Source organism: Eisenbergiella tayi (assembly GCF_001881565.1).
GTDB lineage: Bacteria > Bacillota > Clostridia > Lachnospirales > Lachnospiraceae > Eisenbergiella > Eisenbergiella tayi.
The window spans coordinates 212,213-227,597 of sequence record NZ_MPDJ01000005.1 but is presented as its reverse complement, the minus strand read 5'-3'; the positions used below and the strand labels follow the sequence as shown (position 1 = coordinate 227,597).

Annotated in this window: 11 protein-coding genes; 7 read left to right on the top strand and 4 right to left on the bottom strand. The window is 45.8% G+C overall.

The genetic code is table 11. The features are described 5' to 3' along the window. Positions 1 to 145: 145 nt before the first annotated feature. The 7 genes from BLA28_RS19150 to BLA28_RS19120 all read left to right on the top strand — a co-directional run bounded on the left by BLA28_RS19150 (position 146) and on the right by BLA28_RS19120 (position 10,169). Positions 146 to 1,855, top strand: coding sequence for an AAA family ATPase (locus BLA28_RS19150; RefSeq protein WP_069157623.1), 1,710 nt, complete (start codon positions 146 to 148; stop codon positions 1,853 to 1,855). Positions 1,856 to 2,130: 275 nt separating this feature from the next. Further along, the gene (locus BLA28_RS19145; RefSeq protein WP_069157622.1) at positions 2,131 to 3,516 is read left to right on the top strand and encodes an ABC transporter substrate-binding protein; all 1,386 of its coding nucleotides are present in this window, start codon (positions 2,131 to 2,133) and stop codon (positions 3,514 to 3,516) included. A 67-nt stretch (positions 3,517 to 3,583) separates the two neighbouring features. Then, a complete protein-coding gene (locus BLA28_RS19140; protein ID WP_025482660.1) occupies positions 3,584 to 4,468 on the top strand; it encodes a carbohydrate ABC transporter permease in 885 nt (294 codons plus the stop codon). 30 nt (positions 4,469 to 4,498) lie between these two features. Further along, positions 4,499 to 5,341 (top strand): carbohydrate ABC transporter permease, encoded by an 843-nt coding sequence (locus BLA28_RS19135; protein ID WP_009251687.1) that lies wholly within the window; start codon positions 4,499 to 4,501, stop codon positions 5,339 to 5,341. Between the two features lie 343 nt (positions 5,342 to 5,684). Then, positions 5,685 to 7,499 (top strand): sensor histidine kinase, encoded by a 1,815-nt coding sequence (locus BLA28_RS19130; RefSeq protein ID WP_069157621.1) that lies wholly within the window; start codon positions 5,685 to 5,687, stop codon positions 7,497 to 7,499. Next, positions 7,489 to 9,018 carry a response regulator gene (locus BLA28_RS19125; RefSeq protein WP_069157620.1) on the top strand — a complete coding sequence of 510 codons (1,530 nt, stop codon included), beginning with the start codon at positions 7,489 to 7,491 and terminating at the stop codon, positions 9,016 to 9,018. The genes BLA28_RS19130 and BLA28_RS19125 overlap by 11 nt, the downstream gene beginning before the upstream one ends. Before the next feature lie 86 nt (positions 9,019 to 9,104). Next, positions 9,105 to 10,169 (top strand): trimethylamine corrinoid protein 2, encoded by a 1,065-nt coding sequence (locus tag BLA28_RS19120; RefSeq protein ID WP_069157619.1) that lies wholly within the window; start codon positions 9,105 to 9,107, stop codon positions 10,167 to 10,169. 150 nt (positions 10,170 to 10,319) lie between these two features. On the opposite strand, the gene BLA28_RS19115 is transcribed toward BLA28_RS19120, so the two are convergent. The 4 genes from BLA28_RS19115 to BLA28_RS19100 all read right to left on the bottom strand — a co-directional run bounded on the left by BLA28_RS19115 (position 10,320) and on the right by BLA28_RS19100 (position 15,152). After that, complete coding sequence (locus BLA28_RS19115; protein WP_069157618.1) at positions 10,320 to 12,521, bottom strand: ABC transporter permease; 2,202 nt, start codon at positions 12,519 to 12,521, stop codon at positions 10,320 to 10,322. A gap of 5 nt (positions 12,522 to 12,526) precedes the next feature. Continuing rightward, entirely contained in the window at positions 12,527 to 13,207 is a 681-nt protein-coding gene (locus BLA28_RS19110; protein WP_044968173.1) for an ABC transporter ATP-binding protein, read from the bottom strand. Between the two features lie 92 nt (positions 13,208 to 13,299). Next, positions 13,300 to 14,484, bottom strand: coding sequence for a sensor histidine kinase (locus tag BLA28_RS19105; protein WP_069157617.1), 1,185 nt, complete (start codon positions 14,482 to 14,484; stop codon positions 13,300 to 13,302). Next, positions 14,481 to 15,152, bottom strand: coding sequence for a response regulator transcription factor (locus BLA28_RS19100; RefSeq protein ID WP_069157616.1), 672 nt, complete (start codon positions 15,150 to 15,152; stop codon positions 14,481 to 14,483). Before BLA28_RS19100 ends, BLA28_RS19105 begins: the two co-directional genes overlap by 4 nt. Positions 15,153 to 15,385: the final 233 nt, after the last annotated feature.

Genomic DNA, 15,385 nt, shown 5'->3' with positions numbered 1-15,385 from the left:
GGACCGGCCCGGACATCGACACCCGTACATCAGCGCCGCTTGATAAACCTGCGATGCCATGGTAAACTCTAAGGAAAGACAGGGGATATATTGTGGTGTATTTGCAGCCGGAGGGCATGGAACGGAAAGGAAGTGCGTGCAGTATATGAGTAATATTGTGTTTCCGTTGGGAATTGACAGCTTTGAAAAAATCCGTACAGAAGGATATTATTATATTGATAAAACAGAAATCATAGCAGAACTGCTGAGAAAAACGTTTGAGGTCAATCTGATTACCAGACCAAGACGCTTTGGTAAAACACTGGCGATGGATACAATGGCCAGCTTTTTTGATATCCGTAAAGATACCAGGAAGTTGTTTTCCGGCCTGCATATTGAAAAATACAAAGAAATATGCGGAAAATGGCAGAATCAATGGCCTGTTCTTTTTTTGTCACTGAAAGAAGTAGATGATAAAACATTTGATCAGGCAACGAAAAAACTGGCTGTAAATATTTCAGATTTGTATAAAGAACATACTTATTTGCTGAAAAGCAATAAGGTGGATTCGGCAGATGCGGAACTTTTTAATAAGATCCGGTACCAGAAAGCGGATTCCGTTGATATTCAGAATGCCCTGTATATTCTGATGCGCATGATGCAGGCTTATTTTGGAAAACAGGTAATTGTGTTAATTGATGAGTATGACGTTCCGCTTGCAAAAGCAAGCGAAAATGGATTTTATGACGATATGCTTAACGTTGTGCGGGGATTGTTAGGGAAGACTTTAAAAACAAATCCGTTCCTGAAATTTGCTGTAATTACAGGGTGTCTGCGAATTGCTCAAGAGAGTATTTTCACAGGAACCAATAACTTTGTGTCTGATACAATTACTGGGGAACGTTTTAACGAATATTTCGGTTTTACAGAGGAAGATGTCCATAAACTGCTGCAGGATACAGGGTATGGCAAGCATTTTGATGAAATAAAATATTGGTATAATGGATACCGTTTCGGTTCCATTGATATTTATTGTCCATGGGATGTATTGAATCATGTGAATGCGCTTCAGGATAATCCGGATACGGAGCCGAAGAGCTATTGGGAGGATACCAGCCATAATGGGATACTGCGAGTATTTATTGAACTTGCAAACAGTGAAGAACGTCAGGATTTGGCAGTCAATGATAAGTTTGAAGCTTTATTGGGCGGAGACTGTATAGAGGAACCCATTGAACAAAATTTGACTTACGATACTCTTCATTCTTCAGAGTCCAATTTGTGGAGCCTGTTATATTTAACCGGATATTTAACGCAGGCAGCCCCAATTTCGCTGAAGAATAGTGCGCCGGTGGAAAATGGCAAATTTCTGCTTAAAATTCCAAACGAAGAAGTGAAGCTGATATTCAGAAAGACGGTGGTGGAATGGTTTCATGCGAAAGTGGCAACTGTTGACCGCAGTGAACTGTTCAGGGCCATGTGGGAAGGAAATGCACAAAAGGCTACGGTTATTCTTTCGGATTTACTTTTTAATACTATCAGCTACCATGATTATAAAGAAGATTTCTATCATGCATTTATTGCCGGTGTGTTTACAGGTGCCGGATATTATGTGGAATCCAACAAAGAGCATGGAACCGGACGGACAGACATAGTTGTCAGGGATCGAAGCAGCAGGCGGGTTATGATTATAGAAGCGAAGCGTTCTGATTCTCGGGACTTACTGGAAACAGGGTGCCGCGATGCGGTAAGGCAGATTGATGACAGAAGATATGCAGCAGAGTTCGTGAAAGGATATCGGAGCGTCATCTGTTATGGCATTGCATTTTATAATAAAGAATGTCTTGTTATGAAATTCGGAACTGCAGAAAATTAATACTGTTTGGAAGAAAAGCTGGCCCTATATCTAAAAAGGTATAGGGCCGGTTCCTTTATATGTCCCAAAAGACGAGATCCGAAATATCAGCTTAAAACAAAGAGGAAATGGAGAAGCACAAATATTCCATCCCAGGCACGCTGAATCCATTTTATGCAGTCAGTGATTTTGCTAAAATGAAGCCACATAGAAAAAGGGTACCGGAGTACATATGAAGAGTATGTTTTTTCATTTATTCCGGCAGGTAGGGCACATATGTGCAGAAGGGAGAAGGTATGAAAAGAAAACTGACAGCAAAGGTTCTGGCGGTGGGATTAGCTCTTTCCACAATACTGACAGGCTGCGGCGGGGCAGCGAAGGGAGAAAAATCCAAACCGGTCCAGACCGGGACGGCGAGTGAGGAAGCACAGAGTGAGGGAGAAAAGCCTGCGGGAGCTGAAGCCCAGGCAGACATCGGAGAGGTTCCCACAGAACTGACCATTTATACTTATTATGCAGACAGCGCCATTGCACAGGTAGACAGAGCGCTGGAAATCATGAAGGAGACTTATCCGGATCTGAAGATCAATATTGAACACAGGACGGATTCTGACGGCAGTGTACTTAAGACAAGGGCTGCAGTGGGAGAACTGCCGGATATTTTCGAATGTACCGGACAGCTTACAGATATTCTGATTAAATCAGGAGATCTGGCGGAGTTAGATTCTGCCATTGAAGACGCAGGTTTTTTTGATAAATATCTGGATGGAAATTTTGATGTAAAGAAATCGCCGGATGGCCATTTTTATGCTATCAGCTCCACAGTTCCGGAATGCTGTGAAGTATTCTACAATAAGGAAGTATTCGAAAGGCTGGGACTGGCGGAACCTAAAAATTATGAGGAATTCAAGGCCGTGGTAGAAGCACTGAATGCGGACGGCATAATCCCGCTGGCATTGTTTGCCCAGCAGAAATGGCCGGGGCTTCAGATGTTTGATATGGCCGTGGTAGCAGAGGGACAGCCTTTGGGTCTTACAGGACTGGAAGACGGAAGCACGAAAATTACGGATCCGGAATATCTGGAAGCAGCCAAAAAGCTGAGTGAACTGACCTCAATGGGCTTAATAGGCAAGGGCGCACTGAATACTAATGCAAGCCAGGCCTTTGAATTGGTGGAAACCGGACAGGCAGGTATGCTTATTAATGGAAGCTGGTTTTTCAATGACGCGGCTGTAGGCGGTTATGGCGACAGAATAGGATATTTTGAGTATAATCCTTTTACGGATGAAGGCAAAGAGGAGGAAACGCACTGGACAGAGTCCGGCGGTACAGGATCCATGGGCGGCTATGCCGTAAGTGCCAAAGGCAAATATGCGGAATATTCCAAGAAAGTCCTTTTAAGCTTTCTGGAAGCAAGGGATATTGCCAATGCGGAACTTGGTTCATTAAGCGTACTGAAGGAAAAAATGGAACCGTTGGAAGCGCGGGCGGAATCCTATCAGCATTATGCGGACAATCTGGATAAAATTCAGTCTACCACAAAATTTGAATGGTCATTGAATAATCAGGAACTGATAGTGGCACTGGAAGATACCTGTGAACTGCTTCTGACCGGACTGATTACACCGGAAGATTTCATTGCGGATCTGGATGAACAGATAGCTGAAGCGCTTGGTCAATAAGAAGAGACACCGGGAGGGGGACAGGAACATACTGTACCCCCTTATCCATAAAGGAAAGGGTGAGGAAATGAATCCGTTATTTCGAAAAAAGAAGGCGGCAATGTTTCTGTTTACGGCTCCGGTAATTATTCTGTTTTGTCTGATTATTGTCATACCACTGGCGGAATCGGCAGCTATGAGCTTTACGGAATGGGATGGAGTGAACGAGGCCGTATTTACGGGACTGGATAACTTTAAACGGCTTTTTACGTCAAGAGATCTGAAGGTTTCCATACGGAACAGTCTGTTATATTCCGGCGTACTAACGGTTTATCAGATCGGTTTGGGGACTTTATTTGCCTTTTTCCTGGCTAATTTTAATATAAAGGGCAGACGTTTTTTTAAGGATGTATATTTTTTCCCTGTGCTGCTGTCCGTATCGGTGGTGGCACAATTGTGGATTTCCGTATATCATGGAGATTTCGGCCTCATTAACCAGCTTGCCAGGCATTTGGGGGTTAACTGGGAACAAAACTGGCTTTATGAGCCGGTAAAAGGTGTGATAGCTATTGTTCTGGCTGAGTCCTGGAAAGGAATGGGCTATCATATGCTTATTATTTATGCGGCTATGAAAAATGTTCCTGATGTGTATTATGAGGCTTCTTATATTGATGGTGCAAATAAGCGGCAGCAGTTTTTTAATATTACGCTTCCGCTGACCATTCCTACAATAAAGGTATGTGTGGTAATGTGTATCACCTATGGCTTCCGGGCATTTGAGATGATCTTTCTGATGACAGGAGGCGGGCCCGGCAATTCGAGCTATACCATGCCTATTATGATGTATAAAGCATTGTTTGGCCTTCAGAAATATGGATATGGCAGCGCTATTGCAGTGGTTATTGTAATCATCTGTGTCGGGATGATGCTGGGGATTAACAAGCTTACGGAACGGTTTGACGGACAATATTAGATACAGGCCACGAAAGGGAGGAATCAGATAATGAAAAATAAAAAAAGAAGTTTTAAGCCTGCGTGGTTTCTTGTATATATCGTTATGATTGTTTATGCAGTCATTTGTCTTTATCCTGTCATCTGGATGGGTTTTTATTCCCTGAAAAATAATGAAGAAATTTTTGTAACTAATCCTTTCGGGCCGCCCATTGTACCTCAGTGGAGCAATTACGTGAAGGCTGTAACGCAGTTTGACATTCCGCTTTATTTCAGGAACAGTATTGTGGTATCTCTTGCCGCTATGTTTTTCGGGATACTGTTTTGTCTTACCTTCACTTATGTGGTAGCAAGAGTGAGAGTGCGTACTACGAAGGCTCTTCATTCCCTGGTGATGGCGGGGATGTTTATACCAATTCAGGCTGTTATGACACCCCTGGTGGTGATGGTGAAGAATCTTCATCTGACCAATACATTATGGTCGCTGATCATCCCGTATACGGCTCTGAGTTTTCCCTTCGGGGTCATGGTGCTTTACGGATTTTACCTCACCCTTCCCATGGAACTGGAAGAGTCCGCTTATATGGAAGGGGCAGGATTTATGAGGACTTATTTCAGTATTATTCTGCCTCAGATGAAGTCGGCAATATCGGTTCTTGTCATTTACCAGTTTATGTCTCATTGGAATGAATTCAGTCTGGCGCTGATTTTGATTACCAAAAATGAACTGAAAACCCTTCCTCTTGGTCTGGCCGGTTTTTATGGACAGTTTTCCACCGATTGGGGACCTGTGGGGGCATCGCTGGTCATTGCCAGCTTCCCTGTTATTATTCTATACATTTTTTTCAGCAATAAGGTAAGTGACGCCATGGCATATTCCGGCATGAAGAATTGAGGGTGTAGATAAAAATTCTGAGTGAGCGCCGCCGTGTCCCCTGCCCTTGCCGTGCGTGCTGTGGCCCTGCAAGGTTCCTTACAGGGGACGCTTCCGCTCGGATAATCACGCAACGGTACTAAGGCTGCAAATGGAAGCAAAGCATTCCAAGTACGCAGCCTAAGGACCGGCGTGCTTATAACGCCCCTTACAGGAATCCTTGCAGGGCCGCAGCGCGCACGGCAGGGGCAGGGGACACGGCGGTGCTCACTCAGAATTTTATCTGCATACAAGAATTGACAGATGGATTGTAACCGCCGCAAGGTTCCACTATAATAAAGGGAAGATATGAGTGGGGGTACGCATGAAAAAGAGGTTAAAAAATCTGTCGATTCAGCAGAGGATCAGTTATTCTTTTACTTTGTTTTTTACCGTTCTGGTCATCTGTATTATTTTTGTGCTGCGGGGAATTTACAGCAGTCAGATGTATGAAAAACTCATGCAGGGAAGGAGCTATGAGGATAATCTCATTGTGCAGCAGATGGCCGGCCTGGCTTCCAATACCGGAAGCTGCTGCAACAGTATTATAGTAAACCTGAATAATACGCTGGAATTGAACGGATCGCCTCTTTTTTATCCTAATCTGTATAATACAACGACGAAAAAGAAGATTCTGAATATTATTGAAAACAGTTTTTTATTGTATCCGGATGTAGGACATATTGCAGTTCTGTATAATAACGGCGATATGTATGAAAAGGAACGAAATCGTTCTTACCGGAGTTCGGACGGAAATCTGGAACTGGTGAAGCAGTTTGGAAAAATGGGAATCACCACCACAGGGCAATGGTATTACTCTCTCAAGATAGAATCGGCATTTTCCGGTTTTAACCTGCATTATGTAAAGGTATTAAGGGATGTGGAAAGTAATTCGGATGTGGGTTATATCATTTTGGAACTGGATGAACAGAGGCTTTATGAGACCTATCAATATAAGGATGGAGCTCCGGAGGTGGATATATACCTGACTGACCAGAATGGCATGCTTCTGTCCAGTGATGACAGGGAGGCTATGGAGGCACTGCGTGCGGCTCCGGATTATGACGCCCAGTTTGCCTATTCGAAAGAGGTTCTCGGCCATGCGGAAGAGAAAAAGGGAATGTCAGGATTCCGGGTAGGGAGCTATCAGGTAAACGATACCTGGAGGCTGACTACAGTTTTGGATGTAAAAGCTTCTTTATCGGCAGTAAATAATATGACAATAGTCATTATCATAGTCAGTCTTCTGCTGCTGTGTGTCTTTAACGCATTGAGTACGGTTATTGCGCGCCGCATCGCCCGGCCTATTTCCCAATTGTCGGAGCACATGCGCAAATTTACTCACTCCCTTCCGGAAAATCTGCCGGATACGGATGTGGAAAATGAAGAAGGAATCCTGATATCCAGCTTCAACCAGATGGTTCGGATGAACCGGGAGCTGTTTGAAAATGTTACCAATGAAAAAAGGGAAAAAAGGCGGTTGGAGCTGGCGCTTCTGCAGGCTCAGATTAAACCTCATTTTCTGTATAATACACTGGATACTATTTTCTGCCTGAACAGTATGGATTGTTATAAGGATGCCAGCCGTATGATCAAATTACTGGCGGATTATTACAGGCTGGTGCTGAATAAGGGGCTGGACTGGATATGGATGGATCAGGAGCTGGAGGCTCTGCAGAAATATCTGGAAATCCAGTCGGTGCGCTATAATGACAGTCTCAGCTATTCCATAGAAATGCCGGAGGAGCTGCGGGCTTTTAAGATACCGAAGCTGACGCTGCAGCCGCTGGTAGAAAATGCTATTTATCACGGCATTAAGCCTAAAAATGGAAGGGGACATATTCTGGTCACGGGAGAACTGGTGGATGACTGGGCTTATATTTATGTGGTTGATGATGGGATTGGCATGAGCCGGGAAACCTTCAGGCGTATTTTGTCGGGAGAACAGAAGGGAGCAGATATGGATGCTATTTCTTCTGCGGATAAAATGCATTCCATGGAAAGCTTTGGTCTGAAAAATGTATCTGAAAGACTCAAGATGTATTATGGACAGGGGACTTGTATCCAGTTGGATGATACCCCTATTGGAACCAGCATTGCCTTGTGCATAAATCTGAAAAGAGGTGGCCATGAAGTATAAGGTTCTTCTTGTGGATGATGAAAATATATACCTGCAGTATCTGTCCCGGATCATAGACTGGGAGGAACTGCAGTGCGGGATATGCGGCTTTGCCAAAGACGGGGAGGAGGCGCTTGTCCTTATCCGGGAAAAGCATCCTGATATTGTTTTCATGGATATCAATATGTCCAGGATGAATGGTTTGGAGGCTTGTGAAGCCATTAAGGGCAGTGATGCGGAAACAAGGGTGATTATCATGACTGCCTATGATGAATTTTCTTTTGCACATCAGGCAATTAAGCTGAATGTGTTCGATTACCTGCTTAAGCCTTTTGATAAGGAAGAACTGAAGGAAGCTTTGGGAAAATGCATCAAGGATATTGAGGAATCTCGGAAAAACAAACATCTCAGGCAGGAAATGCTGCTGCGGGATGCAGTGGAGGCTCAGCCGGAGCTTTTGATATGGAAGGAAGGGCTTCCGGGCAAAGGGAGCCATTATATGGTATCTATTCTGCGAATCCAGAAGGGGTGTGGTGATTATGATATTGCCGTGATCCGGGAACTGTTGGAGTTCTACCTGGGAAGGGCGGGAATTGGCAGCTATTGCCTTAAAAATGACGGCAGCTGTGTCACCATTGCTCATGTGACGGATAACAAAGATGGGGTCATGGAACGGATAAGGAAGGCATATGAAAGCCTGCTGGAAGATGAGAATGCTGCAATACTGGATTCAGCCGCTTTAAGCTGTGTGGAGGAAGGATTGGATCATCTTCAGGAAACCTACAGGCAGGCCAGGCTTGTCTATGAAAACAGCACCAAGGTACATCGCAGAGTGGCCTGCTATGAGGACTTAAAATCCCTTAATACAGATGTTTCCTTTTACAGTACCCAGGATATCAATCTGTTGATTAAATATTTTGAGTTGAGAGATTATCCCAAGGTGGATGATATCATGGAGAGAATGTTCGGTCTGTCGGAAAACCAGATGTTTTCTTTTCAATATATCATAAATGTATACTATTCCCTCATGATAGGTATTCATTCCTATTTCCGACAGACAAATGAAAATCCCATTTCCGATTATATGCAGATGCAGGACAGTATTATAACCGATTTAAAGGACTGCTTTACCGTGGGGCAGGTAAAGGAAATTATTAAAAATTATGTATATGAAATGCTTTCGGACTGTACTTATGTGCCGGTGGGAAGTAAGAAGGAGATTCTGGTCAATAAAATAGAACAGTATCTGCAGGAGCATTACCAGGAAGGAACCCTTTCCGTCAATGTTATCGCGGAAAATTTATTTTTCGAAAACAGTTATATCCGCCGGGTTTATAAGACACAGACAGGCAAAACAATCATGCAGAGACTGGAGGAAATCCGTATCGAAAAGGCGAGGGAGCTTCTGCGTGAGGAAGGGATACGATGTGCGGAAGCAGCCGAGCTCACCGGATTTTCTGATCCCTATTATTTCAGCAAACGGTTTAAGCTGTTCTGCGGATGTACGCCCTCCGAATATCAGATGGCAGGAAAAAAATAAGAGAATAACAGCAGATCATACGCAAGGAGATATTATCACAGCTGTTAAAATTGGAAAGCGTGCACGGCACGCGGACAGGAGCAGATATGGAATATTGTGAAAATTGGGAGCAAATCAGAAAAAAATTCCTGGAGTATTGGGCTATGGAGAATCACGACAGGCCTCTTGTAAGCATCCGGGCGCCGAAGGACAGACAGGAGAAAAAGCCGGAAAGCCGTCATTCTTCTCTGAAAGAAAGATGGATGGACACGGAATACGTATTGAAAAGCAGCAATTGGGAGATGCGTAATACATATTATGGAGGAGAAGCTTTTCCCTCGCTTAATCCTAATCTTGGGCCGGACTATTTCGCGGCCTGTTTCGGAACGAAGCTGGAATTCGGAGAGGATACAAGCTGGTCCGTCCCTTTCCTGACGGATGAGGATGTGGAAGAATATCAGGGCTTTATGCTCTGCAGACAAAATGAATATTATAAAAAAATGCTTGAAATTACCCAGGCAGCAGTGGAGGATGGAAAAGGAAAATATCTTGTGGGGGTTACCGATATCCATCCCGGTCTGGATGGACTGGTGTCCATGAGAGGGCCTCAGGAGCTGTGCATGGACACTCTGGATCAGCCGGAATTTATTCAGAAGGGAGCCATGGATCTCTTTCCCGGTTTTCGGGAGATTTATGAAGAGCTGTATACGATGACGACCAAATACCAGGAAGGAAGCACCTGCTGGATGGGTATTTGGCATCCGGGCAGATGGTATCCTACCTGCTGTGATTTTTCCTGTATGATATCCACACAGATGTATGAAGAGCTTGTGGTGGGAGAGCTTCTTGAAGAGCTTGATTTTCTGGATGCCAGCATCTACCATCTGGACGGGCCGGATGCCCTGAAGCATCTGGATCGGCTGCTTGCGATCGATAAGCTTAAAGGGATCCAATGGGTTTATGGAGCCGGACAGCCCACAGCCTCTCATTGGATTCCGGTACTTAAAAAAATCCAGGATGCAGGTAAAATGATTCAGATAGATGTGGTTCCGGAGGAACTGGATATTATGCTTGAGAATCTTAAGCCGGAGGGCGTGATGTATACGATAAATGCCCGGACGGAAGAAGAGGGAAGGGCATTGATGAAAAAAGTGGAGAGATATAAAAGATAAAAGAGTCGGGAGCCCGGAGATTTCTTCCGCGGACAACGAGCCAAACGGGCACGCCAGCAGAGAACCGAAGGTTCTCTTGCCTACTTGACTCCGGGCTCCCGTAGGTGTAACAGTAATACTTAAACAATATTTTTCCCATATCAGCCATAGCTACGCCATACTGTCATCCCGCAGAGAATCAGCCAGACTGCATCCAAGCACTTTTTTCCCGCCAATATAATATGCCAGGCCGACAAAGGCAAAGATAGCCAGACTGAATGCAGCAATTATCGATACCGGAATTTCCGGAAGAACCTCCAGCGGTTCCAGAAAGCTGGCCTTCGTGGTAAATATGATAAAGAACACAGTCAGAGGAAGCGTGATAAGAACCGGCCGCCCGGCGATAACCAGCGCTTCGATACAAAATAATTTCCGTATGCCTGCAGGCGTAAGTCCCACAGACATATATTGAGCCAGTTCCCGTTTCCTCTGGCGAAGGAAACCAAGCGTATACGAAAACACGTTGGCAATTCCAATGACAGCCAGTAAGGTACAGAAAGAGCCAATAATCAGCTTGTAACTGCTGAGGATTCTGTCATTGGTAATCTTTTCTTCCACTCGGTTCTCACTTTCCGCTTCATAGGAGACGCTGACCAGCTGCAAAATACGATCCTCCAGCGCATTCAGTTCGTCAAGGGCAGCTCCTTTCTCTGCCAGTATCCGGATATAGGTATCCTTCTGCGGCTCCCCTGTCTGTTCCTTTATTTTTTCCCATAATGACAGCGGGATAAACTGTACCAGGGTATAATCATCATATTCTTCTCTCAATCCAGGTGCTTCCCCGGTATATCCGAGTATGGGAATGTCAGCCGTTTCAGAGCTGCCGTCCTTATTCCGCAGGACTGCTGAATCCAGGTTTTCCTTTATAAAGGGGATCATTTTCCGATGACGGAAATTACTGTTTAAGCTGTCCCAGAACTGGTTCAGCATTATCGTTCCGTCCAGGCGAGGAGTTATTCCGAGCTGTTCGCAGTATCTCATAAATGCATCATCATTCATTATGACAATGGGCGCTTTCACCAGCCAGGAACCTTCTGCTGAGGAAATGGAAGAACCGGCAACTGCCTGAGGGCCGCCCAGAGAAGCCAGTTCCGGGCTTATCGCTTCCTCAGGAACAGGTATAAGGGCCTCCGCCTTCTGGTATATGACGAGATCGTTAACCCCTTCTGTTTCCTCCAGTGCCTGTGTCAGCCCGAATTCCTCTATTTTTGTGTTCTTGAGCGTTGCCATGATATCCCACACATCCTGATATTTTTCAAAGTACGTATATTTAGTACTGAGATCGGTCAGGGCAAAAAAGCACAGCATCATGGTGAAACCAAAGAAAGAGAGGGTGAGGGACAGCGTAGAAGTACGCAGTGTCTTTTTTTGTGCCTTCAGGGCATTTCCCGCCAGTTCTCCTTCCGTTCCGAATAACAGGGAAAGGACAGGGGAATGTTTTTTCTTTTTCAGCTTCAGTCCGCCGGTTCCCCGGATGGCATCCAGAGGTGTCATCCGGCTCAGCTTCCGTGCCGGGATCCATGCGGAAAACAGGACGGTCAGGAAGGAGACAAGGAGGGTAACCGCAAAAATGGCAGGATGATAACTGAAATTGATGTTATACCGTCCCGGCATGTCCGCTCCGATGATTTCGATCCCCTGCTTTGTTACATAGCTGAGGGCGATTCCCAGTAAAATGCCAACTATAACCGGCGCTGCGCATAGTACGGCAGCCTCCTGCATCAGGCAGGTACGGATCTGCCCCGGCGTGGCTCCGATGCTGGAAAAAATGCCGAACTGATGAACCCTGGCATTCATGGACACCGCAAATGAATTATGGATGACCAGAATCAGAGACAGGGAAAGCAGCAACAGTACCACCAGATAAAAAGTCATTAAAAGAGGAGGCGTTTCATCCTGGGGATCGTGGATCAGATACCGGGATAAAAGTAGCAGATGATAGGATGCCGCATCATCCTCCAGTCCAAGCTGCCTGACGATCAAAGGCATATCCTGAAAAATTGTCCTGGCATTCCGGAAATAAACATCAATCACAGTTTCCTGATCCGTGGATAATTCTTCATTAACTATGGCTTTTTCCACGTTGGCAAAATTCTGTATTGTGAGGATATCCTCTTCATGGGCGATACCTGTGATGCGGCCCTGCCAGCCGCCTTCCTCAATGATTATCTTCTCAACCTCATATACCCAGAAATTATAAAACATACAGCATAAAAAGGACAGGAACAGGCTGGCAATGAAGGCTGCCACCATAATCGATACACTGGAAGCGCGGCTGTTTTTGATAAAGCTCCTGGAATAATCCTTCCACATCTGCCTCACCCCCGTTTCTCATCGCTGATAATGCGGCCATCCTCTATGGTCACAATGCGATCCGCTTCCAAAGCGATTTTTTCATCATGGGTAATCAGCAAAATGGTCTGTTTCAGATTCCGGTTGGATAATTTGAGTAAATCAATGATTTCCCTGGAATTCTTCTGATCCAGGTTGCCGGTGGGCTCGTCCGCCAGCAGAAGGGCAGGGCGGTAAATCAAAGATCTGGCAATGGCCGCGCGCTGCTGCTGGCCTCCGGATAACTGGTTCGGAAGAGCTTCCAGCTTGTCGGTGATGCCAAGGGACTGTATCACCTGCTGAAAATATTCCTGATTGGGCTTGCGTTTGTCGAGTAAGAGAGGCATCAGGATATTCTTGCGGACGGTCAAGGTGGGAATCAGATTATAAAACTGATAGACAAGCCCCACCTTCCTGCGCCGGAAAATAGCCGCCTGTGTGCGGTTCATCGTGGAAATATCCGTTCCCTCCACGATAACCTTTCCTTCCGTGGGCTGATCCACGCTGCCCAGAATATGCAGAAGCGTGGACTTCCCCGATCCGGACGCCCCTATGATCGCAACAAATTCGCCTTTATTTACAGTCAGGTCAATCCTGTCCAGGGCAACAACCTGGTTATTGCCGGATCCATATACCTTCCTGACTCCTTCACATTTTAATATTTCCATCTGCTTATTTCCTTCCTGTTATGTTTGTGACTCCTTCCTGTGCCGGCAGACCGGAGAGACTATGATTTATTATAACAAAGGAAAGTGACATCTCAGTGACTGTAAAAACGGATTTCAAAACAGGCTCCGGAATCCGGATTATTCTTTGCATGAATAGTCCCGTTCTGGCTTTCTATAATTTCCTTTGCCAGGGACAGGCCGATTCCGATACCTCCGCCTTTGGCATTATGCCCGCGGAAAAAACGTTCGAAAAGGTGGGGCAGATCCTCTTTTGCAAAGCCTTCGCCCTCATCCCGGATGATTATCTGTGTATAAAGGGGATTTTGTTCATACGAACAGTGGATAACTCCTCCCGCAGGCGTATGCTCCATACAGTTTTTCAGCAGATTCATGATCGCTTCCATGGTCCAGTCCATATCGGCGGTTATCCGGGCAGGTTTTCCTTCCGGGATATCCACTGAGACCCCCGCATGGGATAAAACCTCCTGCAGGTTGTCAGCTGCAAGCGTCAGGATGGTAAACACATCCGCTTCTTTTTTTTCGAAGGGCAGTGTCCCTGCATCCAGCCGGGATAACAGCAGCAGGGCTTCTTCCAGGTGTGTCAGGCGCTCCAGCTGCCTGCGTATCTGACTGATATTTTCCTTTCCCGAAGGACAGTCCATCATCTGCAGGGACAGGTGGATAGCTGTAATGGGGGTTTTGAGCTGATGGGCGATGTTGGCGAGATTTTCGGCGAAATTCTGCCTGGCTGTGAGGGCGGCATCCCTTGTCTGGTAAGCGAAGGTTACCGTTTTATAGATTTCATCCTGCAGCTTGGAAAATTCGTCCTCCTCTTCCCGTAAATGAAGGCCGTTTCCCCCGGTATTCACATTTTCCAGATAATCCGTCAAAGACTTAATCCGCAGCATTTCTTTTCGACGCATATGCCGGAAGGCGGCCAGAAACAGTCCTCCGCCGAAAAGAAATCCGGCAGCGGCAAAGATTATTCCATAGTTGGGGGCGGCTTTTGAAAAGTCGGACTGCCGGTACCCGTAGGCGGCCAGTATGCTTTTTTCTTCAGGCACAGCTGTTTTGTTCTTATAATCCTTCAGGATGGCAGGGATTACCGTTTCCGCTTCCGGCAGTTCGTCGATGATACTCCGGCAGATGCCGTTCAGCAGCTGAAACTGTGCACGGTTATAATGGCTCGTCATAAGTACAGCTGTGAAGGAAGCGGAAAGCAGGCCGACTGCCAATACGAATGATATAAGAATCCCGGTATTTTTATGACCGCTCATAAGGTGTCCTCCATACGGTAGCCGAAGCTTCTGATCGTTTTAATACAGGATGGATTATGCAGCTTTTCCCGCAGTCGCTTCATGGTAACGGTAAGCGTATTGTCATTCACATAGCTGCCATTGCTGTCCCACAGCTGCTGCAATATCCTTTCCCTTGTAACAGTTTTCCCTTTATTCCGGATTAAAAGCAGCAGAAGCTGATATTCCGACTGGCTTAACGTGATTTCCTCTTCCCCGCAGAAAACCATCATGCGGTTCTGATCCAGCCTGACGGAATCGCAGGAAAGGTACTGCTCGGGCACATTCCCCGCCCTGCGGAGCAATGCGCGGACGCGGGAATATAAAACCTCCAGTTCAAACGGCTTCACCACATAATCATCCGCGCCGTTCTCAAAACCGGATACGATATCGCGGGAATCTCCCCGGACAGTCAGGAAGATAAGCGGCAGCTCCTTCCAGCGGGAACGGATCCACCTGCACAGCGAGTCACCCCGTCCGTCCGGCATATTCCAGTCTACAAGCGCGGCGGCAGGCACATGGCCTTCGAAAGCCTTTTGGGCAGCTGCAATGGTATGAAAAACGCTGACCCTGCAGCTGCGCTGTTCCAGATATTCTTTCACGATGCGTGCTATATTTTCATCATCTTCCACGTAATAAATATCAATCATCTTCAGATCCTCCGTCTGTTGGTGCGGATGTGCCGGTTAATATGCCTATTATATTTCGGGCGGTAAAAACATACAAGCTGTTGTTTACAGGACTTACATTTAAATTGATACAGCCGATACAATAAATGGGCAGATCGGCCTGACATGCCGCAAAATTATTCATAAATAAATTTGAGGAAGATAGAAACCCGGATATATGATAAAATAAATCCGGATAAACATAGCAGCTCTTA

Excerpts from the sequence above, each read along its gene's own strand:
- BLA28_RS19115 (WP_069157618.1), bottom strand. The coding sequence starts at position 12,521 with ATGTGGAAGGATTATTCCAGGAGCTTTATCAAAAACAGCCGCGCTTCC.
- BLA28_RS19125 (WP_069157620.1), top strand. The coding sequence starts at position 7,489 with ATGAAGTATAAGGTTCTTCTTGTGGATGATGAAAATATATACCTGCAG.
- BLA28_RS19145 (WP_069157622.1), top strand. The coding sequence starts at position 2,131 with ATGAAAAGAAAACTGACAGCAAAGGTTCTGGCGGTGGGATTAGCTCTT.
- BLA28_RS19150 (WP_069157623.1), top strand. The coding sequence starts at position 146 with ATGAGTAATATTGTGTTTCCGTTGGGAATTGACAGCTTTGAAAAAATC.
- BLA28_RS19140 (WP_025482660.1), top strand. The coding sequence starts at position 3,584 with ATGAATCCGTTATTTCGAAAAAAGAAGGCGGCAATGTTTCTGTTTACG.
- BLA28_RS19120 (WP_069157619.1), top strand. The coding sequence starts at position 9,105 with ATGGAATATTGTGAAAATTGGGAGCAAATCAGAAAAAAATTCCTGGAG.
- BLA28_RS19135 (WP_009251687.1), top strand. The coding sequence starts at position 4,499 with ATGAAAAATAAAAAAAGAAGTTTTAAGCCTGCGTGGTTTCTTGTATAT.
- BLA28_RS19130 (WP_069157621.1), top strand. The coding sequence starts at position 5,685 with ATGAAAAAGAGGTTAAAAAATCTGTCGATTCAGCAGAGGATCAGTTAT.
- BLA28_RS19100 (WP_069157616.1), bottom strand. The coding sequence starts at position 15,152 with ATGATTGATATTTATTACGTGGAAGATGATGAAAATATAGCACGCATC.
- BLA28_RS19105 (WP_069157617.1), bottom strand. The coding sequence starts at position 14,484 with ATGAGCGGTCATAAAAATACCGGGATTCTTATATCATTCGTATTGGCA.
- BLA28_RS19110 (WP_044968173.1), bottom strand. The coding sequence starts at position 13,207 with ATGGAAATATTAAAATGTGAAGGAGTCAGGAAGGTATATGGATCCGGC.